This is a genomic window from Geodermatophilus sp. SYSU D00710 (assembly GCF_054050195.1).
In genome coordinates this window covers 32694-53695 of the sequence record NZ_JBJGYX010000013.1, presented here as the reverse complement: position 1 = coordinate 53695, position 21002 = coordinate 32694, and the positions used below count along the sequence as shown (strand labels likewise).

Below are 21002 nucleotides of genomic sequence, written 5' to 3'. Positions count from 1 at the left end.
GGACAGCCCCGACCCGCGTGGTCAGGCTCCGGAGGGCAACGCCAAGGAGGCTCGAGTGCCGCGACGAGCTCACCGGTGTCACACCCGACCGGTTCCCGATGACGGCTGACGACCGGCCGGCCCCGGGCGCCGCGGTTCGTCCCTCACTGCCGGAGGCGGGCGGCCTGCGCATGGGCACCCCCCGGGCGCGCTGGGTGCTGCTGACGACGGTGCTCGGCTCCAGCCTGGCGATGCTCGACGCCACGGTCGTCAACGTGGCACTGGAGCGGATCGGCGCCGACCTGGACGCCGGCTTCAGCGGCCTGCAGTGGACGGTGAACGCCTACACGCTCACGCTCGCGTCGCTGATCCTGCTCGGCGGCTCGCTCAGCGACCGCTTCGGCCGGCGGCGGATCTTCGTCCTGGGGGTCGTCTGGTTCGCCGCGGCGTCGCTGCTGTGCGGGCTGGCGCCCAACATCGGGACGCTGGTGCTGGCCCGGGCGCTGCAGGGGGTCGGGGGCGCGCTGCTCACACCGGGGAGCCTGGCGATCATCTCGGCGTCCTTCGCCGGCGAGGACCGCGCCGCCGCGGTCGGCGCCTGGTCGGGCCTGGGTGGGGTCGCCGGGGCGGTGGGGCCGTTCCTCGGCGGCTGGCTGGTGGAGTGGAGCTGGCGCGCCGTCTTCCTCGTCAACCTGCCGGTCGCCGTCCTCATCGTGGTGGTCGCCGCCCGGCACGTGCCCGAGACCCGCGACCCGGACGCCGCGCCCCGGCTGGACTGGGCGGGGACCGCGCTGGTCGTCCTGGGCCTCGGGGGGCTGACCTACGCGCTGACCGCCGCGGGCACGGCCGGCCGCGCCACCGAGGTGGCCGTCTGGGGCACCGTCGGCGTGGTCGGGCTGGTCGGCTTCACCGTCGTGCAGCGGCGCTCGACCCACCCGCTCGTGCCCCCCGCGCTGTTCCGCAACGCGCAGTTCAGCGCGGCCAACGGGGTCACCCTGCTGGTGTACGCCCCGCTCGGGGTGGTGTTCGTGCTCCTGGTCCTGCAGCTGCAGGTCGTGTCGGGCTACACCCCCCTGCTGGCCGGCACCGCGCTGCTGCCGGTGACGGTGCTGATGCTGCTGTTCTCGGCCCGGGTCGGGGCCCTCGCGCAGCGGATCGGGCCGCGGCTGCTCATGACGGCCGGCCCGCTGCTCGCCGCGGCCGGGTTGCTGCTCCTGCGGGAGGTCGGGCCCGAGGCGTCCTACGCCCTGGACGTGCTCCCGGGCGCCCTGCTGTTCGGCGCAGGGCTGACGCTGCTCGTCGCGCCGCTCACCGCGACCGTGCTCGACTCCGCGGAGGACCGCTTCGCCGGGGTCGCCTCGGGGGTCAACAACGCCGTCGCGCGCGCGGCGGGCCTGCTGGCGGTCGCGGTCGTCCCGGTCGCGGCGGGGATCGGCGGGGACGACTACACCGACCCGGCCGCCTTCGGGGCCGGCTTCCGGACGGCCATGCTCATCTGCGCCGCGCTGCTGCTCGCCGCCGCGCTGGTCGCCGCCCTCGCCATCCGCCGTCCGCTGGCCCGCGCGGGCGCTCCCGGGGCGGGCGCCGAGCGCACCCGGCTGCACGTGGAGGACTGCATGCACTGCGACGTCGACGGCCCCCGGTTGCACCCGCGGGAGCCGGCCCGCACCCCCCGGGGCGGTGCCGGGTGAGCGACGGCAGCGTCCCGGCCGTGCGGCCGTCGCCCGGCGCGGGCGGGCCGGACGGTCAGTCCAGCCCCGGGGGCGGTGGTGGCCTGCTGGCCCGCGTCGCGCCGCTGCGCCGGTCGCTGCGCACCGAGGCCGGCAGCGCGGGGCTCCTGCTGGCGGCCACCGTCGTCGCGCTGCTGTGGGCCAACTCGCCGATGGGCGACAGCTACGAGGCCTTCTGGCACACCGAGCTCGCGTTCCGGCTGGGCGGCATGGAACTCGCCCTGGACCTGCAGCACTGGGTCAACGACGGGCTGATGGTGTTCTTCTTCTTCGTCGTCGGCCTGGAGATCAAGCGCGAGCTGGTCATCGGCGAGCTCACCGACCGGCGGCGGGCCGCCGTGCCGGCCCTGGCCGCCGTCACCGGCCTGGCGGTCCCGGCGCTGGTCTACGTCGCGTTCAACCTCGGCGACGAGGCGGCCTCGGCGTGGGGGGTGGTGATCTCCACCGACACCGCCTTCCTGCTCGGCGTGCTGGCGCTCGTGGGCCCGGCATGCCCGGCCCAGCTGCGGCTGTTCCTGCTCACCCTGGCCATCGCCGACGACGTCGGGGCGCTCACCGTGATCGCGCTGTTCTACACCGAGGACCTGCGGCTGCTGCCGCTGGCAGTCTCCGTGCTGGGGCTGGCGCTGATGGTGGGGTTGCGCTACCTCAACGTGTGGCGGGGCCCGGCCTACCTGGTGCTGGGCGTGGGCGTCTGGGTGGCGATGTACGAGTCGGGGGTGCACCCGACCCTGGCCGGGGTCGTCATCGCGCTGTTCACCCCCGCCTACGCGGCCCGGCGCGACGAGGTCGCCGACGCCGCCCGGCTGATGCGGGCCTACCAGCAGTCGCCCAACCCCCAGTTCGCCCGGGCGGCGCGGCTGTCGATCGACCGGTCGGTGTCGGCCAGCGAGCGGCTGCAGGCGCTGTGGCAGCCGTGGACGAGCTTCGTCATCGTGCCGGTGTTCGCCCTGGCCAACGCCGGTGTCCCGCTCACCGGCGAGACGCTGCGCGACGCCGCGACCTCGCCCGTCACCATCGGCGTGGTGGCGGGTCTGGTCCTCGGCAAGCTCGTGGGCATCCTCCTCGGCACCGGCCTGGCGGTCCGGCTGAACCTCGGTCAGCTCGCCCCGGGGCTCACCACGATGCAGCTGGCCGGCGGCGCCGCGCTCTCGGGCATCGGCTTCACCCTCTCGCTGTTCATCGTCGACCTGGCGTTCGGCGAGGGCGACGAGCGGACCGCCGACCAGGCGCGGGTCGGCGTGCTGGCCGCGTCGGTGCTGGCGGCGCTGCTCGGCTGGGCGCTGTTCCGGCTCGCCGACCGCCGCCGCCCGCCCGGCGACGCCCGGCCGGTGCTGCTCGACCCGCCGGTCGACCCGGCCCGCGACCACGTGCGGGGGCCGGTCGACGCGCCGCTCACCCTCGTCGAGTACGGCGACTTCGAGTGCCCGTTCTGCGGCCGGGCGACCGGCGCGGTCGACGAGCTGCGCGAGCGGTTCGGCGACCGGCTGCGCTACGTCTTCCGGCACGTGCCGCTGTCCGACGTCCACCCGCACGCCCGGCTGGCCGCCGAGGCGGCCGAGGCCGCCGGCGCCCAGGGCCGGTTCTGGGAGATGCACGACCGGCTCTTCGCCCACCAGGACCGGCTCACCCCCGGCGACCTGCTGGAGCACGCCGCGGCCCTCGGGCTCGACGTCGCACGCTTCTCCCGGGACCTCGGCTCGGGCCGGCACGGCCGGCGGGTGGAGCGGGACGTCGAGTCGGCCGAGGCCAGCGGGGTCGAGGGCACGCCGACCTTCTTCGTCGGCGGGCGGCGGCACACCGGGCCCTACGACGCCGACAGCCTCGCCGCGGAGCTGCTCGCCGCGGCGGGGGAGGACGCGGTGCCCCCGCCGCCGGCCGACGACGGGGCCGCCCGCGTCGTCCCCGCGCTCGGGCCCCGGCGCATCGGGACGCCCCCGGCCGCCGCGGAGGTGGCCGTCGTCCTGCCGCCCGACCTCCCCGAGACCCCGGACACCGACGGCGCCTTCCCCCGGCTCGACCACGACCAGCTCGCGGTGCTGGAGCGCCACGGCGTCCGCCGCCACTACGAGCCGGGCGAGACCCTCTTCCGCGAGGGCGACCCGGGCTACGACTTCCAGGTCGTGCTGTCCGGGGCCGTGGCGGTGGTCGAGCACCACGGCCGCAGCGACCAGCGGCTGGTGTCGGTCCAGGGACCGCGGCGCTTCCTCGGCGAGCTGGACCTGTTCAGCGACCGCCCGGTGTTCCTCACCGCCGTGGTCATCCGGCCCGCGGAGGTCCTCACCATCCCCGACGCGCGGATCAAGGAGGCCCTCGGCTCCGACCACGCGCTCAAGGAGCTGGTCCTGCGCGCGTTCCTCATCCGCCGGTCCCGGCTCCTGGAGCTGGCCGCCGAGCTGCGCATCGTCGCCCACGCCGGCTCCGACCACGCCACCCGGCTGCAGCGCTCCGCGGCCGAGCGCGGCATGTCCGCGGTGGTCATGGACATCGAGGAGGGCGAGGACGTGACCGGCCTGCTCGACGGGCTCGGCGTGACCGAGGAGGACCTGCCGGTGGTCGTCTGGCGGTCCGAACGCGTCCTGCGCCGTCCCACCGAGGCCGAGCTCACCGAGCTCGCCGAGCAGGCCGGCATCCCCGACGGCTCTCCCGACGGCTCTCCCGACGGCTCTCCCGACGGCTCTGCCGACGGCATGGCGGGCCGACCGCGACCTCTGGCCCAGGAGGGCACATGACCGAACCAGCCGGCACCGCCGACCGCACGCCCGGGCAGGCCCGGCCGGTCCTGCTGACCGTGGACGACGACCCCGGGGTCTCCCGCGCCGTCGCCCGGGACCTGCGCCGCGAGTTCGGCGGCGAGTGCCGCGTCGTGCGCGCCTCCTCCGGGGAGGAGGCGCTCACCGCGCTGCGCGAGCTGAAGCTGCGCGGGGACCCGGTGGCGGTGCTGCTGGCCGACTACCGGATGCCGCAGATGAACGGCATCGAGTTCCTCGAGCAGGCGATGGACCTCTTCCCGTCGGCCCGGCGGGCCCTGCTGACGGCCTACGCCGACACCGACGCCGCCATCCAGGCGATCAACCTCGTCGACGTCGACCAGTACCTGCTCAAGCCGTGGGACCCGCCGGACGAGAAGCTCTACCCGGTCGTCCGGGCGATGCTCGAGACGTGGCGGGCCAGTCCGGACGCGCCCGTGCTCGACGTGCGGATCGTGGGGCACCGCTGGTCGGCGCCGTCCTTCGCCGCGCGGGACTTCCTCGCCCGCAACGCCGTGCCCTACCAGTGGTACAGCGTCGAGGAGCCCGAGGGTCGCCGGCTCCTGGAGGCCGCGGGGGCCGGGCCCGACGACCTGCCGGTCGTGGTGCCACCGGACGGGGACCCGCTGCTCGCGCCCTCCCAGGCCGAGCTGGCCGCCGCCGTGGGGCTGACCGTCGAGCCGAGCACCGACTTCTACGACCTGGTCGTCATCGGGGGCGGTCCGGCCGGGCTGGGCGCGGCGGTCTACGGCGCGTCCGAGGGGCTGCGCACGGTGCTCGTGGAACGGCAGGCCACCGGCGGGCAGGCCGGGCAGAGCAGCCGGATCGAGAACTACCTCGGCTTCCCCGACGGCGTCTCCGGCGGGCAGCTGGCCGACCGGGCGCGGCGGCAGGCGGCCAAGTTCGGCGCCGAGGTGCTCACCACCCGCAAGGTCACCCGGCTGGAGGTCCAGGGATCGGCGCGGGTGGTGCACTTCGCCGACGGCGGCAGCGTCGCCGGCCACGCGGTCGTGCTGGCGACCGGGGTCGCCTACCGGCAACTGGACAGCGACGGCGCGGAGCAGTTCACCGGGCGCGGGGTGTACTACGGCTCGGCGCTGACCGAGGCGGCCGCCTGCGCCGGCAAGCACGTCTACATCGTCGGCGGGGCCAACTCCGCCGGGCAGTCGGCGGTCTTCTTCTCCAAGCACGCCAGCTGCGTGACGCTGCTGGTCCGCGGGCCGTCGCTGGAGGCCTCGATGTCGCACTACCTGATCCAGCAGCTGGCCGCCATCCCCAACGTCGTGGTGCGGACCGGCACCACGGTGGCCGCCGTCCGCGGCGGGGAGCACGTGGAGGAGCTCGACCTGCGCGACGCCACGGGCCGGGTGGAGGCCGTCCCGGCCGAGCACCTGTTCGTCTTCATCGGCGCGGCGCCGCGGACCGAGTGGCTCGACGGCGTGCTCGCCCGGGACGGCCGGGGCTTCGTGAGCACCGGCCCCGACCTGCTGCTCGACGGCGCCCGCCCGCAGGGCTGGCGGCTGCACCGCGACCCGTACTTCCTCGAGTCCAGCGTGCCCGGGGTGTTCGTGGCCGGCGACGTCCGCGCCCAGTCGGTGAAGCGGGTGGCGTCCGCGGTGGGCGAGGGCGCCATGGCGGTCACCCTGGTGCACCGGTACCTGGAGGAGCGATGACGACCACCACCCCGGCGGCCTCCGGGACGCCGGCCCCGGACGCGACGCTGACCCGCGAGCGGCTGCGCGGGCTGTTCCTGTTCACCGACCTCGACGACGACCAGCTCGACTGGGTCCTGCGCACCGCCGACGTCGTCAGCCACCCGGCGGGCAGCGACGTCTCCGTCGAGGGCGAGCCCGCCGAGTGCTTCTTCGTGCTGCTGTCCGGGACGCTGAGCATGGTGCGCCAGGTGGGCCGCGACGAGGTGGAGACCGTCCGCAGCGACTCCCCCGGCGTCTACAGCGGCGCGGTGCAGTTCTACCTCGGCGACCAGATCGACCAGGTCTACCCCGCGACGGTCCGCGCGGTCACCGACTGCACCTTCCTCGCCCTCCCCGCCGCCGAGTTCGCCGCGGTGTTCCGCCGCTGGTACCCGATGGCCGTGCACCTGCTGCAGGGCCTGTTCCTCGGGATCCGCAACTCCGAGGAGCTGGTGGGGCAGCGCGAGCGGCTGCTGGCCCTGGGCAAGCTCTCCGCCGGGCTGACCCACGAGCTCAACAACCCCGCCGCGGCGGCGTCCCGGGCCACCGCGGCCCTGCGCGAGCGGGTGGCCGGGATGCGGCACAAGCTCGCGCTGCTGTCGGAGGGGACGATCTCCGGCGACCAGCTGCGCCGGCTCACCGACCTGCAGGAGCGCTTCGTCGCGCGCATCGGCACCACCGGCGAGCTGTCGGCGCTGGAGCGCTCGGACCGCGAGGACGAACTGACCGACTGGCTCGACGACCACGGCCTGGCCCGGCCCTGGGAGCTGGCCGCGGTGTTCGTGCCGGCCGGTCTGGACCTCGACTGCCTGGAGCAGGTGGCCGAGGCCGTCGACGACGGCTTCCTCGAGCCGGCGCTGCGGTGGCTGTCCTACACCGTGGAGACCGAGCTGCTCATCGGCGAGGTCCTGGAGAGCACCAGCCGCATCTCGCACCTGGTCGCCGCGGCCAAGCAGTACTCGCAGATGGACCGCACCCCGCACCAGATGACCGACCTGCGTGAGGGGCTCGACGCCACGCTGGTGGTGCTCAGCGCGAAGATCCCCCCGGGGATCCGCGTGGTCAAGGAGTACGACCCGGCGCTGCCCCTGGTGCCGGCCTACGCCGCCGAGCTCAACCAGGTGTGGACCAACCTCATCGACAACGCCCTCGACGCCATGGGGGACACCGGGACGCTGACCCTGCGCACCTCGCTGGAGGGCGACTCCGCCGTCGTCGAGGTCGTCGACACCGGCCCGGGGATCCCGGAGGAGGTGCGCCGGCGGGTGTTCGAGCCCTTCTTCACCACCAAGCCGGTGGGCCAGGGCACCGGGCTGGGGCTCGACGTCGCCTGGCGCATCGTCGCCAACCGGCACGGCGGGGTGCTCAAGGTCCGGTCCAGCCCGGGGGACACCCGGTTCGTCGTCCGGCTGCCGCTGTCGGAGACCGCCGCGGACCGCTGAGCCCGGCCACGGGCCGTGATCAGCCCGCGCCGGCGCGCCTCCATGTGGCATCAGCATCACCGCGGGCATTGGACGGGCGGCCCGCGCGGTCCACACTTCCGCCATGGCCGACTGCACCCACCTCGACCAGGTCGACCCCGCCGTCGTCCCCGACACCGAGGAGGGCTGCGGGGACTGCCTCCGTGAGGGCTCGTCGTGGGTCCACCTGCGGGAGTGCCTGACCTGCGGCCACGTGGCCTGCTGCGACAGCTCACCGCGCCGGCACGCGACCGCGCACTCGCACAGCTCGGGTCACCCGCTGGTGCGGTCGTTCGAGCCCGGTGAGTCGTGGTGGTGGTGCTATCCCGACCAGGTGATGCTCCAGCCGCGCGCCTGAGGACGGGCGGGGCGCGCGCCCGTCCTCCAAGGGGTGAGACCCGGCCGCCGGGCTCTCCAGCCGCCCCGGACGCCGAGCCGACGAAGGATGCCGACGGCACCGCAGCTCCCGACGCGGGCCACGACACCCCCGGAGGCTCGTGTGACGGCTCTGCTGCACGACGCGCTGGGCCGCGGTGGGCCCAGTCTCGTCCGCCGGACGCGGGCGCTGTTCCTGCTGCTCGCGCTGACGTCGCTGGCGATCGCGGTCGCCACCTCGCTGCCCGGCTCGTCCGCTCCGGCCACCGCCCTGCTGGTGGCGTCCGCGGTCGTCATGGTGCTGGCCTGGGTGCACCGCTACCGGCACGCGGACGAGGTCACCCGGCTGTGCTGGCTCGAGTGCGTCAGCGCGGCCGGCTTCCTGCTCGCCTGTGCCAACCCGGTGACCGGCGTCGGCGTGGTCCTGGCCCTGGTGTGGTTCCGGGCCCTCTTCGGGCGCACGCTGCACGTCGCCTGCTACGGGATCGGGATGTCGGCGGCCGTGGCCGGCGCGGTGCTGCTGTGGGACCGCGTCCCCTGGCACGCCCACGCGCTCCCGGCCGCGATGCTCGCCGCCGCCCTCCCCGGCGTGCTGCTCACCAGCGTCGTGGCCCGCCACCTGGCCGTGGGCGTCGTCGAGCGCGACCGGGCCCACCGGTGCGGCACCCTGCTCGCCGAGCTCGCCGCCGACCTGCTGGCCGCCGACGACCTCGACCGCGTCGTCGCGGTGGGCTGGCGGGCGCTCGGTGACCTGTGCGGCCTGGTGCCCGGCGGCCGGGCCGTGGCCGTCGGCGCGGGCGACGAGGTCGTCGGCTCGGTCGGCGAGTTCGCGTCGGTGCCGGAGGTCCTCACCGTGCCCGGCGCGGCGCCGCTGGGCGGGGCACCGGTCGAGGACGGCGCCGTCCTGGACGCCGTGGCCGGTAGCGCCGCCGGGTGGTGGGTCTTCCCGCACCGCGGCCTGCCGGGCCGCTTCTACCTGGGTGCCCCCGGCGGGGTCCCCGACGACGTGGTCGCCACCGCGGCCCGGCTGCGCGACCAGATGGCGCTGGCCATCAGCAGCGTGACCCGGCAGCAGGAGCTCGCCGTGCAGGCCCGGACCGACCCGCTGACCGGCCTGCCCAACCGCGCGGCGTTCACCGCCGCGCTGACCGAGGCGGTGGCCGGCCTGGACCCGCACGGGGCGCCGGCGTGGATGCTGTTCGTCGACCTCGACGACTTCAAGACCGTCAACGACAACCGCGGGCACGGCACCGGCGACCGGCTGCTGCGCGCGGTGGCCGGCCGGCTGTCCACGTCGATCCGCGACGGCGACCTGTTCGCCCGCCTGGGCGGCGACGAGTTCGCCGTGCTGCTGCCCGGGGCGAGCGAGGAGACCGCCGTCGACGTCGCCGGGCGCCTGGTCGAGCTCTCCGGCGTCCCCGTGCGGCTCGACGGGCGGCCGGCGCAGGTGGGGGCGAGCGTCGGCATCGCGTGTGCGCGCTCCGGCCTGACCGCCGAGCAGGTGGTGCAGCACGCCGACCTGGCGATGCACGCCGCCAAGCGGGCCGGCAAGGGCCGGGTGCACCTGTTCACCCCCGAGCTGCTGGCCGCCGACGACGAGGCCGCGCTCGCCGCGGAACTGCGCACCGCGCTGGCCGAGGACCAGCTCGAGGTCCGCTACCAGCCGATCGTGGCCACCGCCGACGGCCGCTGCACCGCCGTGGAGGCCCTGGTCCGCTGGCGGCACCCGACGCGCGGGCTGCTCCCGCCCGCCGCCTTCCTCGCCGTCGCCGAGGCCCGGGGGCTGATCGTCCCCGTCGGCGCGCAGGTGCTTGCCCGGGCCTGCGCGGACGTGGCCGACTGGCACGACGGCGGCTCCCCCGTCGCCGTGCACGTCAACGCCTCGGCCGCCCAGCTGTCCGCGCCGGGCCTGGTCGGCGACGTCACCCGCGACCTCGCCGCGCACGGCCTGGCGCCCGACCGGCTGGTCGTCGAGGTCACCGAGTCCTCCGCGCTCAACACACCGGCGGTCCGCGCCACCCTGCAGGAGCTCGACGCGCTCGGCGTCCGGATCGCGATCGACGACTTCGGCACGGGGTACGCGGCGCTGACCGCGCTGCGCGAGCTGCCGGTCGACGTCGTCAAGATCGACAAGTCCTTCGTCACCGGCGCCGCCACCTCGGTGGCCGACGAGGCCGTCGTCTACGCCATCGTGGAGATGGCCCAGCGGCTCGGCCTGGACACCGTCGCCGAGGGCGTGGAGACCGCCGAGCAGGAGCACTTCGCCGGCGCCGTCGGGGCGACCAGCGTGCAGGGCTTCCTGCACGGCCGCCCGATGACCGCGGCCGACCTCACCGCCTGGCTGCGGTCCCGGACGCCGGTCGCGGTCGGCTAGTCGGCGAGCTCGACGACGACGGGGGCGTGGTCGCTGGCGCCCTTGCCCTTGCGCTCCTCGCGGTCGATGAGCGCGTTCGTCACCCGGCCGGCCAGCGTCGGCGTGCCGAGCACGAAGTCGATCCGCATGCCCTCGCGGCGCGGGAAGCGCAGCGCCGTGTAGTCCCAGTAGGTGAAGACCCCCGGGCCGGGCGCCAGCGGCCGGACGACGTCGGCGTACCCGGCGTCCACGACGGCGCGGAACGCGGCCCGCTCGGGCTCGGAGACGTGGGTGGAGGTGGCGAAGACCGTCATGTCCCACACGTCGTCGTCCTGGGGCGCGATGTTCCAGTCGCCGACCAGGGCCACCTGGGCGGCGGGGTCGGCGGCCAGCCAGCCGCCGGCCGCGGTGCGCAGCGCGGCGAGCCACTCGAGCTTGTAGTCGTAGTGCGGGTCGCCGAGCTGGCGACCGTTGGGCACGTAGAGGCTCCACACCCGCACGCCGCCGCACGTCGCGCCCAGCGCGCGGGCCTCGGCGGCCGGCTCGGCGCCCTCCTTGGCCACCCACGTCGGCATCCCGGGGAAGCCGACCTCGACGTCGGTCAGCCCGACCCGCGAGAGCACCGCGACGCCGTTCCACTGCGAGTACCCGACGTGCGCCACCTCGTAGCCGAGCTCGCGGAAGCGCTCCTCCGGGAACTGGTCGTCGCGGCACTTGGTCTCCTGCAGCGCCAGGACGTCGACGTCGCGGCGCTGCAGCCAGGCGGCCACCCGGTCCAGGCGCGTGCGGATGGAGTTCACGTTCCAGGTGGCGAGGCGCACGGCCCCCGAGCCTAGACACAGGACCCCCCTGCCCCCCGCCCCTCGCAGGCTCGCAGGCTCGCAGGCTCGCAGCGGGACCCTGCAGGAGGGCCACCCGCTGGTCACCGTCGGTACACGCCACCTGGCCCGCGGAGACGCCCCTCACGGCCGGCGGGGTGGCGCCGGCTCCCCCGGGGTACGGAACGCCGGTGAGCAGCAGGCGCGAGTGGGATCATGGGCGGATGACCTCGACCCGGACGAGTGGAGCCGACAGGAGCGGGCCCGGCCTGTCCCGGGTGCGCCCGTGAACGACGACTCCGACCTCACCCGCCCGATCGGGGACGCGCCGTCCCTGCCGCCGGTGCCCGGGAGCACCGCCCGGCCGGCGCAGGGGAGCGACCGGCGCGAGCGGCCGCGGTCACGGTCCCTGGCCTCCGTCCTCGGCCTCACGGCGCTCAACGCCGCGCTCCCCGGTACCGCCTTCCTCGCCACCGGACGGCGGCGGCTCGGTGCCGCCGTGCTGGTCGTGTTCGCGCTGCTGGTGGCCGGCGGCGTCTGGCTGGCGACGGCGGGCCGGCGCACCGCGGTGCGGCTGGCCGTCGACACCGACCAGCTGGCCTGGCTGGTCGGCGGCATCTCCGTGCTGGCGCTCGCCTGGATCGCGGTGATCGTGACCGGCTACCGGGCGCTGCTGCCGCGCCGCAGCAGCCGGCCCCGGCACGCACTCGGCGCGCTGCTCGTCGCCGCGCTGGTGGCGGTCGTGGCCTATCCGGCCTACCGCGTCGGCACCGTGGCCGTCGCCCAGCACGGGCTGCTCGAGGGGGTCTTCGCCGACGACCGGCGGTCGGCCACCGTCGTCGACACCCCCGACCCGTTCGGGGACAAGGAACGCGTCAACGTGCTGCTGCTCGGCGGTGACGGCGGTGAGGGCCGCGAGGGCGTGCGCACCGACACGGTGATCGTCGCCAGCATCGAGACCGAGACCGGTGAGACGACGCTGCTCAGCCTGCCGCGCAACCTCCAGGACCTGCCCTTCCCACCCGGCAGCGCCCTGGCCGAGGCCTACCCCGACGGGTTCGAGGGCGTCAACGAGTCCGACGGCCTGCTCAACGCCGTGTACCGCAGCGGGCCGCTCGCCCACCCCGAGATCCTCGGCCCCACGGACGACCCCGGTGCCGACTTCCTGAAACTCGGCGTCGGCGAGGCCCTCGGCCTGCCCATCGACTACTTCGTGCTCGTCAACCTCGACGGGTTCAGCCGGCTGATCGACGCCCTGGGCGGCATCACGGTCAACGTCAACTACTACGTGCCGATCAACGGCGAGCCGACCCTGGGCATCCTCCCAGACGACTACATCGCCCCCGGACCGAACCAGCTCATGGACGGCGAGACGGCGCTGCACTTCGCCCGCGGCCGGTTCGGGCTCAGCGACTACGACCGGATGGACCGGCAGCGCTGCACCATCGACGCGATCATCGACGCCGCCGACCCGATCACCCTGCTCGAGCAGTACCAGGAGCTGGCGGCGACGACGCAGGACATCGTCAGCACCGACATCCCCCGCTCGGCGCTCGACGACTTCGTCGACCTGGGCTTCCTCGTCAAGGACGCCGAGGTGCGCAGCGTCGTCTTCGACACCAGCCTGATCGACCCGGCCTACCCGGACTACGACCGGATGCGGCAGATCGTGCAGGACACCATCGCCGGCACCGCGCCGACCACGCCCGCACCGGCGCCCGCGCCGGGCACCAGTGCGGCGGGGGAGGTGCCCGACGGGTCGCCGCCGGCTCCCGTGGAGGGCGCCGCGCCGGCCCCCGACGTCACCGACGCCTGTGCCTTCGACCCCGCCCAGGCCCAGGCCGCGCTGGACGCGGGCGAGCCGCCGACGCGCCGGGGCTAGCGCCCGCACCCGTCCGCGCCGTCTGGTTGGCTCGACGTGAGGCCGGCGCGCGGCGCCCGGCCGGAGCGGAGGCGACATGGCAGGGGTCCGGACACCACGGGACGACGGCAAGGCGCGGCGCAGCCGGGTGGCGGCGCTGCTGGTCCTCGGCATCGGGACCGTCCTGCTGGTGTCGGCGTCGACGTGGTTCGTCGCCGAGCGCGGCGGCGTGGGGGCCGCCCAGCTGTCCGTGGGCGTGCTCCTGCTGGGCCTGAGCGCCTTCCTGTTCGGGCGGTCGCGCCCGCGCTGAGCGCCCGCCGTCCGGTTGCCGCCCCTGGGTGACCCGCACCACACTCCGGGAGGAGGAGCGGTCCCCAGGACGGAGGAAGCGCGTGAAGCTGGACAAGCAGGAACTGGTGCGGGTGCTGCGCACCGAGGGTGACAACAGCACGGCCGACGCGGTCGAGGCGCAGCTGCCCGACGAGATCGACACCGACCGGGACGGCGACGCGCTGGCCGGCGTGGGGCTCGACCGCACGCAGCTGATGGCCAAGCTGGCCGGCGGGGGCTTCGGCTCGACACTGAGCCCCTGACCGTCCGACCCCGGACGTGCGGCGGGGCCGGCACCACCCGGTGCCGGCCCCGTTCTCGTGTGGTGAGGTCCTTCCGTCAGCCGACGTAGGGGCGCTCGCGGGCGAGCTCCTCCTTGGCCACCGAGCGCAGGTGCACCGCGTCAGGGCCGTCGGCGATCCGCAGCGTGCGGGCCGAGGCGTAGAAGCGGGCCAGCGGGGTGTCGTCGCTGACGCCGGCGCCGCCGTGCACCTGGATGGCCCGGTCGATCACGTCGCAGGCCACGTTCGGCGCGATGACCTTGATCGCGGCGATCTCGGTCCGGGCGCCCTTCGCGCCGTACTTGTCGATCAGGTCGGCGGTGCGCAGCACCATGAGCCGGGCCTGGTCGATCTCCATGCGGGAGCGGGCGATCGTCTCGCGGACGGTGGCCTGCTCGGCCAGTGGCCGGCCGAAGGCGATCCGCTTCTGCGCGCGGTCGACCATGAGCGCCAGCGCCCGCTCGGCCATGCCGATCGCCCGCATGCAGTGGTGGATGCGGCCGGGGCCGAGCCGGGCCTGGGCGATCATGAAGCCGTCGCCCTCGCCGGCGAGGAGGTTGGTGGCCGGCACGCGGACGTCGGTCAGCCGCAGCTCCGAGTGCCCGTGCTGGTCCTGGTAGCCGAAGACCGGCAGGTGCCGCAGGATCTCCAGCCCCGGGGTGTCCCGCGGCACGAGGATCATCGACTGCTGCCGGTGCGGGGCGCCCTCGGGGTCGGTCTTGCCCATGACGATGAAGATCTGGCAGCGCTCGTCGGCGGCACCGCTGGTCCACCACTTGCGGCCGTTGATCACGTACTCGTCGCCGTCGCGCACGATCGACGTCTGGATGTTGCGGGCGTCGGAGGAGGCGACGTCGGGCTCGGTCATGGCGAACGCCGACCGGATCTCGCCCTCGAGCAGCGGCTCGAGCCAGCGCTGTTTCTGCTCGGGCGTCCCGAACATCATCAGCGTCTCCATGTTCCCCGTGTCCGGGGCCCCGCAGTTGGTCACCTCGGGGGCGATCACCGGCGACCAGCCCATGATCTCGGCGACCGACGCGTACTCGAGGTTGGTCAGGCCCCCGAGCTCGTGGTGGAACAGGTTCCAGAGCCCGCGGGCGCGGGCCTCCTTCTTGAGGTCCTCGAGCACCGGCGGGTGCCCGTGGTCGTCGTGGCCGCGCTCGGCGCGCCACGCCTGGTAGACCGGCTCGGCGGGGAAGACCTGCTCACGCATGAAGTCCCACATCCGGCCGCAGACGTCCTCGGCTCGGGCGGACAGGGCGAAGTCCATGCACCGGAAGGTAGCCCGGTTGGTGACCGGCGTCGCACCGGGGTGCGCGCCCCGCGGACGACAGGAGCCGGGCACCCGACGAAACGGGTGCCCGGCTCCGGGCGACGTGCTCGAACGGCCTCCCCGCGGTGGGGGCGGGAAGCCCTCCGTTCAGGCGCGCGTGGGTCGCGCGACCCGGTCGTTGACCGGGCCCAGCGCCATCACCAGGCCGACGACGGCCGTGGCGATGTGCAGCACGTTGTCGGCACCGTTGATGTTGAGGAAGTCCCAGTCCTCGCCGATGGCGATCAGGCCGTAGACGAAGGCCGCGCCGTAGCCGATCGCGAGCAGCCAGCCGTAGGTGCGGGCGCCGGCGAGCGTCCGCGACAGGGCGATCCCGGCCAGGCCGATCACGATGTGCACGATGTTGTGCAGCGGGTTGATCATGAAGATCAGGAGCATCTCGTCCTGCGTGTTGTCGGCGAAGGCGTCGAAGCCGGTGATGAAGAAGCCGACGATGCCGACAAGGAGGTAGACCACCCCGAAGACGAGGGCGAGCGTCTGGGGCCAGGTGGTCCCCCGCCGCGCGCCGGTGTTGCCAGTGGTAGCCATGGTGTCCGTCTCCTCCGTGTGCGTCGCGCTCCGCCGTCCTGGCGGGCGCTGGTCGGGCGGTACCCGGCGGGGACGGTCCGGCAACGACGACCGCCCGTTCGGGGGAGGGTCGTTACCGGATCGTCACCGATCGGTTCCCGTGCACCCGGTCTTCGCAGCGGGCGGCCGCCGCGGTTCGCCCGTCCCGCGGACGGAGGAGGGGCGACCGGTCAGGGACGCGGCGTGCGGCGGGGCCGGCGGACGACGAACGGGCCGATGGCCAGCAGGTCGACCGGGGCCGAGCCGAAGCACTCGAGGGCGTCGCGCGGGTCGTCGACCATCGGCCGCCCGGCGGTGTTGAGGCTGGTGTTGACCACGACCGGCAGTCCGGTGCGCCGCTCGAACGCCGCGATCATCCGGTGCACCAGGGGCTCGGTCGCGGGGTCGATCGTCTGGATGCGCGCCGTCCCGTCGACGTGGGTGACGGTGGGGATGCGGTCGCGCCACTCCTCGGCGACGTCGTGGACGAAGAGCATGTAGGGCGAGGGGACCGGGCCGCGGCTGAAGATCTCCGGCGCCCGCTCCAGCAGCACCATCGGCGCCACCGGGCGGAACTGTTCGCGGCCCTTGACGTCGTTCATCCGCTCGAGGTTGGCCTCGAAGCCGGGGTGGGCGAGCAGCGACCGGTGGCCGAGCGCGCGCGGGCCGTACTCGCTGCGGCCCTGGAACCAGGCCACGATGCCGTTGTCGGCGAGGACCTCCGCGACGGCCTCGGCGACGTCGTCGGGCCGCTCGTAGTCGATGGCCGCCGTCTGCAGCCACCGCTCGATCTCGTCGTCCCCCCAGCTGCGGCCCAGCGCCGCGCCGGGCATCGGCTCGGTGCGCTCGCCGAGCTCGTGCGCCACGTGCAGGGCGCTGCCGAGTGCGGTGCCGGCGTCGCCGGCGGCCGGCTGCACCCAGACGTCCTCGAAGGGCGTCTCGGCCAGGATGCGGGTGTTGGCCACGCAGTTGAGCGCGACACCGCCGGCCATGGTGAGCGTCTTCTCGCCGGTCTGGTCGTGCACCCAGCGGGCGAGGTCGACCAGGACCTCCTCCAGCCGGGTCTGGACGCTGGCGGCGAGGTCGGCGTGGTCCTCCGTCCACTGGTCGCCCTTGCCCAGGCGCGGGGCGAACTCGGCGAAGTCGATCCGCTCGGTGACGAAGCCGCCGTCGCCGGTGGGCCGGATGAGCTCCGACAGCTCGCCGAGGAACCGCGGCTTGCCGTAGGAGGCCATCGCCATGACCTTGAACTCGTCGGAGCTGCGCAGGAAGCCCAGGTGGTCGGTGAGCTCCTCGTACATCAACCCGAGGGAGTGCGGCAGCGCCTGGCCGGCGAGGACCTCCAGCTGCCCGTCGACGTAGCGGCCGGCGAGGTGGCTGTGCGCCTCGCCGCGGCCGTCGAGCACGAGGACGGCGTTGTCCCGCTGCGGAGCCGCCTTGCCGGCGGAGGCCGCGTGCGCGACGTGGTGCTTGACGAAGCGCACCTTCGCCGGGTCGAGGCCGGGCAGGGCGTGCGCGAGGAAGTCCGGCGCCATCTCGGCGTACCGCTTGCGCATGGTGTCGCCGTCGTCGAAGAGACCCGAGTCCTCGGGCGTGCCCATGAGGGCGGGGTCGAACGAGTAGGCGACGGCGTCGAGCTCCTCGGGGCGGATGCCGGCCTCGGCCAGGCACCAGGCCGCCGACAGCTCGGGCAGCTCCCAGGCGCTCCAGGGCAGGGGGCGCTTGCCGTGCTTGCGCCGGCTGAAGCGCTCCTCCTCGGCCGCGGCCACGACCCTCCCGTCGACGACGAGCGCCGCCGCGGGGTCGTGGTAGATGGCGTTGATGCCGAGGACCTTCACGTGCGCACTCCTCTCGCCCGGGCGCGGCGCCCGGTCCTCGGCTGATCATCGCGGCGCCCCGGCCGCTCCGCAGGGTGAGCACCCGATGAGGTGCCCAGCCGGTCGGGCACCGGTGGCCGGCACGGGCGCGCGGCCGCCCCGCGGCTACAGGGCCGGGCGCCGGCCGGTCCAGTCCGTCGCCGACTCGTAGGCGTGTCCCACGCGGAGCACCCCCACCTCGTCGAAGGGCCGGCCCATGATCTGCAGCCCGATCGGGAGCCCCGCCGAGGTGAAGCCGCAGGGCACGGACAGCGCCGGCAGACCGGTCACGTTGCCCGGGGCCGAGTGACCGACCCAGGCGTCGATCACCGACTTCCGTGCGCCGCTCGGGAAGGTGAACGTCTCCTGCCCCACCTCGGCCGCGGCGGTCGGCAGGGTCGGGCACACCAGCGCGTCGAGGCCCTCGAAGGCACGGCGGAACGCCTGCTGCACCAGCGTGCGGACGCGCAGGGCCTTGATGTACTGCGTGGCGAGGACCATCTCGCCGGCCTCGAGGAGCACGCGCACGTCATCGGTGTACCGCTCGCCGGACTCCCGCAGCATCTCCTGGTGGTAGGCGCTGGCCTCGGGGATGACAATGCCGAACTCGATGGCCATCATCTGCTCGGCGTAGGGGATCTGCACCTCCCGCAGGTGCGCTCCCTTGGCCTCGAGGACGGCGATCGCCGCCCGGACGGCTGTCTCCACCTCGGGGTCGATGTCGTCGAAGAAGTAGTTGGTCGGCACGCCGAGCGTCAGCCCGCGGACCCCGGCCTCCAGGTCACGGGTGTAGTCGGGCACCGGTTCCTGGACCGTCGCCGGGTCTCGGGCATCGAACCCGGCGACGGCCTGCAGGGCCAGGGCGGCGTCGCGCACGGTCCTCGTGAGCGGCCCGGCATGGTCCAGCGACCAGCACAGCGACGTGATGCCGAAACGGGAGACCCGGCCGTAGGTCGGCTTCAGGCCGACGGTGCCGCACACGGACGCTGGGATGCGGATCGAGCCACCGGTGTCGGTGCCCATCCCCAGCAGGCACTCCCCGGCAGCCACCGCGGCGCCGGACCCCCCGCTCGATCCGCCCGGCACGCAGCCGGTGTCCCAGGGGTTCCGGGTCGTCGGGGTGAGGACGCCGTAGGCGAACTCGTGGGTGTGCGTCTTCCCCACCACGACCGCGCCGGCGTTGCGCAGCCGAGCCACGCAGGCCGAGTCCTCCTGCGGGTGGTGGTCGGAGCGGACCGCGGAGCTCGACGTCGTCGGGAGACCCACGGCGTCGTAGAGGTCCTTGATCCCCACCGGTATGCCGTGCAGGGGGCCGCGGTACCCGCCGTCGCCGATCTCCTGCTCCGCCTTCCGGGCCGCCTCCAGGGCCTGCTCGGCGGTCACGACGACGAAGGCGTTCAGCCTGCTCTCCACCCGGTCGATCCGGTCGAGCGCGGACTGCACGAGCTCGACCGGGGACAGGGTGCGCTGCTCGATGTGCCGGGCGGCCTCGGCGAGGCTGAGCTCGTGGGGCTGCACGTCCTCACTCCCAGCGCGCGTCGAACGCGGCGGCCGGCGGCATCTCGCCGACCGCGACCTCGTCGAGGCTGTCGTACAACCCCAGGACCATCGTCACGGCCGGACCGGCCGCCGCCCGCCGCTCGTCGGTGAGATCCAGGCGGGCGTGGGCGAGCAGCTGATCGAGGACCTCGTCGCCCAGCGGCGACCGTGGTGCCGAGGCCATGGGCCACCTCTTCCAGTCGGGAGTGTGCCGTGGCCCACAGCATGCCCGGGTCCCCGTGGTCCCGGGCAGGTGTCGCCGGGCGGGTCCGCGCCTCGGGGTCCGGTGGTGCCGGCTCAGGCGCCACGGACCCGCAGCAGGTCGTTCGCCTCGATCGCCCCCAGCGCCAGGGTCTTGTAACCGACCTCCTCGAACAGCACCACGACCCGGTCGTCCTCCACCCGCATCACCACGCCGGGACCCCACTCGGTGTGCTCCACCGAGGTCTCGGGGGCGAAGGGGGTGTCCGCGTCGTCGGCGGAGGGCTGCTCGTGCGCGGTGCCGGCCGAGCAGGTGTCGCAGTTGCCGCACGGCTCCTCGAGCTGCTCGCCGAAGTAACCGAGCAGGTACTGGCGGCGGCACTCGGTGGTCTCGGCGTAGCCGCGCATCATCTCCACCCGGCTCTGGTCGACCCGCTCGTGGTGTTCGGCGAGCTCGCGGGCGGCCGCGGCGGCGTCACCGGGGGCGGGCGCCCCCTGCGCGGGGTGGGCCGCGCCCTCCTCGTCGAGGACGACGGCCGACACCTGCTCGAGCAGGTTGAGGTCGCGGGCCAGCGGGGTGGCCCCGCGGCCGGTCTCGTCGCGCAGCTGCCGGACGTCGACGCCGTCGTCGATGCCGGCCGCCGGTGCGGCGGCGACCAGCCCGGCCACCTGCTGCAGCTCCTCCTCAGCCGGCGCGCCCGCGGCGAAGAACCGCCGCAGCCCGAGGTCCTCCTGCCGGTACACCAGGACGGCGAGGGCCGGCTGCCCGTCCCGGCCCGCGCGGCCGATCTCCTGGTAGTAGCTGTCCACCGAGTCGGCGGGCTCGGCATGCACCACGAACCGCGTGCCCGGCTTGTCGATGCCCATGCCGAAGGCCGTGGTGGCGACGACCACGTCGAGCTCGTCGTCCATCCACGCGCGCTGGGTGTCCTCGCGCTCGCTCTTCCTCAGGCCCGCGTGGTAGGGCCGGGCGCGCAGGCCGCGCTCGGTGAGGGCGTCGGCGAGGTCGGTGGTGCCCTTGCGGGTGGCGCTGTAGACGATGCCGGGGCCGCGGCCGGCCTCGACCTCGCCGGCGGCGCGGTCGATGACGGCGGCGCGCTTGGCGTGCGCGTCGGCGTGGTGGTCGACCTCGAGGCGGATCTCGGGCCGGTCGAACCCGGCGACGACGACCTCGGGGTCGCGCATCGCCAGCCGCTCGACGATCTCGGCCCGCACCGGGGGAGCGGCCGTCGCCGTCAGGGCGAGGACGATCGGGTGGTCCAGCTGCTCGACCACCTGACCCAGCCGCAGGTAGTCGGGGCGGAAGTCGTGACCCCAGGCGGAGACGCAGTGCGCCTCGTCGACGACGAACAGGGCGGGCCGGGCGTCGCGGAGGGCGGCCACCACCTCGGGCTTGGCCAGCTGCTCGGGCGCGAGGAACAGGTAGCGGACCGTTCCGTCCTCCACGCCCTGTACGGCCGCGTGCTGGTCGCCGGCCGACAGGCTGGAGTTGAGCTGGGCGGCCCGGCCGGCGTCCTCGCCGAGCTCGGAGAGCCGCTCCACCTGGTCGCGCTGGAGGGCGATCAGCGGCGAGACGACAACCACCGGACCGTCGAGCAGCTGGCCGGCCACCTGGTAGACGGCGCTCTTGCCGGCGCCCGAGGGCAGCACCGCGAGCGTGTCCCGGCCCGACAGGACCGCCTGCATGGCGCGCTCCTGGCCGGGGCGGAAGTCGTCGAAGCCGAGGACGTCGCGGGCCGTCTCCCGCAACCGGCGGGTGCGGACCGACGCCGAGCCTCCGGCGGGGTTCTCGCGAGGGGTGCGGGACACCGCCCGCCGCTGCCCGGGGCCGGAGATCGGCAAACGGACGGCAGGTGGCCCGGGGCGCCGCGGGGAGGCGTCGGGAGGTGCGGCCGG

Annotated in this window: 16 protein-coding genes; 9 read left to right on the top strand and 7 right to left on the bottom strand. The window is 74.8% G+C overall.

What is annotated here, in order from left to right; genetic code table 11:
* The first annotated feature begins 98 nt into the window (after positions 1-98).
* From ACI78U_RS08440 to ACI78U_RS08415, 6 genes are all read left to right on the top strand, one after another.
* On the top strand, positions 99-1670 hold the full coding sequence (locus tag ACI78U_RS08440; RefSeq protein ID WP_456874849.1) for an MFS transporter: 1572 nt from the start codon (positions 99-101) through the stop codon (positions 1668-1670).
* On the top strand, positions 1667-4441 hold the full coding sequence (gene nhaA / locus ACI78U_RS08435; protein WP_456874848.1) for a Na+/H+ antiporter NhaA: 2775 nt from the start codon (positions 1667-1669) through the stop codon (positions 4439-4441). The genes ACI78U_RS08440 and nhaA overlap by 4 nt, the downstream gene beginning before the upstream one ends.
* Positions 4438-6132 carry an FAD-dependent oxidoreductase gene (locus tag ACI78U_RS08430; RefSeq protein ID WP_456874847.1) on the top strand — a complete coding sequence of 565 codons (1695 nt, stop codon included), beginning with the start codon at positions 4438-4440 and terminating at the stop codon, positions 6130-6132. Before nhaA ends, ACI78U_RS08430 begins: the two co-directional genes overlap by 4 nt.
* Positions 6129-7595 (top strand): ATP-binding protein, encoded by a 1467-nt coding sequence (locus ACI78U_RS08425; protein ID WP_456874846.1) that lies wholly within the window; start codon positions 6129-6131, stop codon positions 7593-7595. Before ACI78U_RS08430 ends, ACI78U_RS08425 begins: the two co-directional genes overlap by 4 nt.
* Before the next feature lie 103 nt (positions 7596-7698).
* Positions 7699-7971: a UBP-type zinc finger domain-containing protein gene (locus tag ACI78U_RS08420; RefSeq protein WP_456874845.1), complete on the top strand. Its 273-nt coding sequence runs from the start codon at positions 7699-7701 to the stop codon at positions 7969-7971.
* Positions 7972-8112: 141 nt separating this feature from the next.
* Positions 8113-10362, top strand: a complete 2250-nt coding sequence (locus ACI78U_RS08415; protein ID WP_456874844.1) for a putative bifunctional diguanylate cyclase/phosphodiesterase — start codon at positions 8113-8115, stop codon at positions 10360-10362.
* Here the strand turns inward: ACI78U_RS08415 and ACI78U_RS08410 are convergent.
* Positions 10359-11162 (bottom strand): exodeoxyribonuclease III, encoded by an 804-nt coding sequence (locus ACI78U_RS08410; protein WP_456874843.1) that lies wholly within the window; start codon positions 11160-11162, stop codon positions 10359-10361. The genes ACI78U_RS08415 and ACI78U_RS08410 overlap by 4 nt on opposite strands.
* 283 nt (positions 11163-11445) lie before the next feature.
* On the opposite strand from ACI78U_RS08410, the gene ACI78U_RS08405 reads away from it, so the two are divergent.
* The 3 genes from ACI78U_RS08405 to ACI78U_RS08395 all read left to right on the top strand — a co-directional run bounded on the left by ACI78U_RS08405 (position 11446) and on the right by ACI78U_RS08395 (position 13613).
* Positions 11446-13041: an LCP family glycopolymer transferase gene (locus tag ACI78U_RS08405; RefSeq protein ID WP_456874842.1), complete on the top strand. Its 1596-nt coding sequence runs from the start codon at positions 11446-11448 to the stop codon at positions 13039-13041.
* A 76-nt stretch (positions 13042-13117) separates the two neighbouring features.
* Positions 13118-13330, top strand: a complete 213-nt coding sequence (locus tag ACI78U_RS08400) for a hypothetical protein (protein WP_456874841.1) — start codon at positions 13118-13120, stop codon at positions 13328-13330.
* 82 nt (positions 13331-13412) lie between these two features.
* Entirely contained in the window at positions 13413-13613 is a 201-nt protein-coding gene (locus ACI78U_RS08395) for a hypothetical protein (RefSeq protein WP_456874840.1), read from the top strand.
* Between the two features lie 76 nt (positions 13614-13689).
* On the opposite strand, the gene ACI78U_RS08390 is transcribed toward ACI78U_RS08395, so the two are convergent.
* The 6 genes from ACI78U_RS08390 to ACI78U_RS08365 all read right to left on the bottom strand — a co-directional run bounded on the left by ACI78U_RS08390 (position 13690) and on the right by ACI78U_RS08365 (position 20915).
* Complete coding sequence (locus ACI78U_RS08390; protein ID WP_456874839.1) at positions 13690-14901, bottom strand: acyl-CoA dehydrogenase family protein; 1212 nt, start codon at positions 14899-14901, stop codon at positions 13690-13692.
* Positions 14902-15051: 150 nt separating this feature from the next.
* A complete protein-coding gene (locus ACI78U_RS08385; RefSeq protein ID WP_456874838.1) occupies positions 15052-15492 on the bottom strand; it encodes a DUF4383 domain-containing protein in 441 nt (146 codons plus the stop codon).
* A gap of 209 nt (positions 15493-15701) precedes the next feature.
* Complete coding sequence (locus tag ACI78U_RS08380; RefSeq protein ID WP_456874837.1) at positions 15702-17348, bottom strand: carbamoyltransferase family protein; 1647 nt, start codon at positions 17346-17348, stop codon at positions 15702-15704.
* 144 nt (positions 17349-17492) lie between these two features.
* Complete coding sequence (locus ACI78U_RS08375) at positions 17493-18884, bottom strand: amidase (protein ID WP_456874836.1); 1392 nt, start codon at positions 18882-18884, stop codon at positions 17493-17495.
* Between the two features lie 4 nt (positions 18885-18888).
* Positions 18889-19089: a hypothetical protein gene (locus ACI78U_RS08370; protein ID WP_456874835.1), complete on the bottom strand. Its 201-nt coding sequence runs from the start codon at positions 19087-19089 to the stop codon at positions 18889-18891.
* A gap of 113 nt (positions 19090-19202) precedes the next feature.
* Positions 19203-20915, bottom strand: a complete 1713-nt coding sequence (locus tag ACI78U_RS08365) for a RecQ family ATP-dependent DNA helicase (protein WP_456874834.1) — start codon at positions 20913-20915, stop codon at positions 19203-19205.
* Positions 20916-21002 lie beyond the last annotated feature (87 nt).

What these genes read in the sequence shown, in the direction of transcription:
- ACI78U_RS08370 (WP_456874835.1), bottom strand. Translation starts at nt 19,089, where the DNA reads ATGGCCTCGGCACCACGGTCGCCGCTGGGCGACGAGGTCCTCGATCAG.
- ACI78U_RS08390 (WP_456874839.1), bottom strand. Translation starts at nt 14,901, where the DNA reads ATGGACTTCGCCCTGTCCGCCCGAGCCGAGGACGTCTGCGGCCGGATG.
- ACI78U_RS08425 (WP_456874846.1), top strand. Translation starts at nt 6,129, where the DNA reads ATGACGACCACCACCCCGGCGGCCTCCGGGACGCCGGCCCCGGACGCG.
- ACI78U_RS08385 (WP_456874838.1), bottom strand. Translation starts at nt 15,492, where the DNA reads ATGGCTACCACTGGCAACACCGGCGCGCGGCGGGGGACCACCTGGCCC.
- ACI78U_RS08400 (WP_456874841.1), top strand. Translation starts at nt 13,118, where the DNA reads ATGGCAGGGGTCCGGACACCACGGGACGACGGCAAGGCGCGGCGCAGC.
- ACI78U_RS08440 (WP_456874849.1), top strand. Translation starts at nt 99, where the DNA reads ATGACGGCTGACGACCGGCCGGCCCCGGGCGCCGCGGTTCGTCCCTCA.
- ACI78U_RS08420 (WP_456874845.1), top strand. Translation starts at nt 7,699, where the DNA reads ATGGCCGACTGCACCCACCTCGACCAGGTCGACCCCGCCGTCGTCCCC.
- ACI78U_RS08430 (WP_456874847.1), top strand. Translation starts at nt 4,438, where the DNA reads ATGACCGAACCAGCCGGCACCGCCGACCGCACGCCCGGGCAGGCCCGG.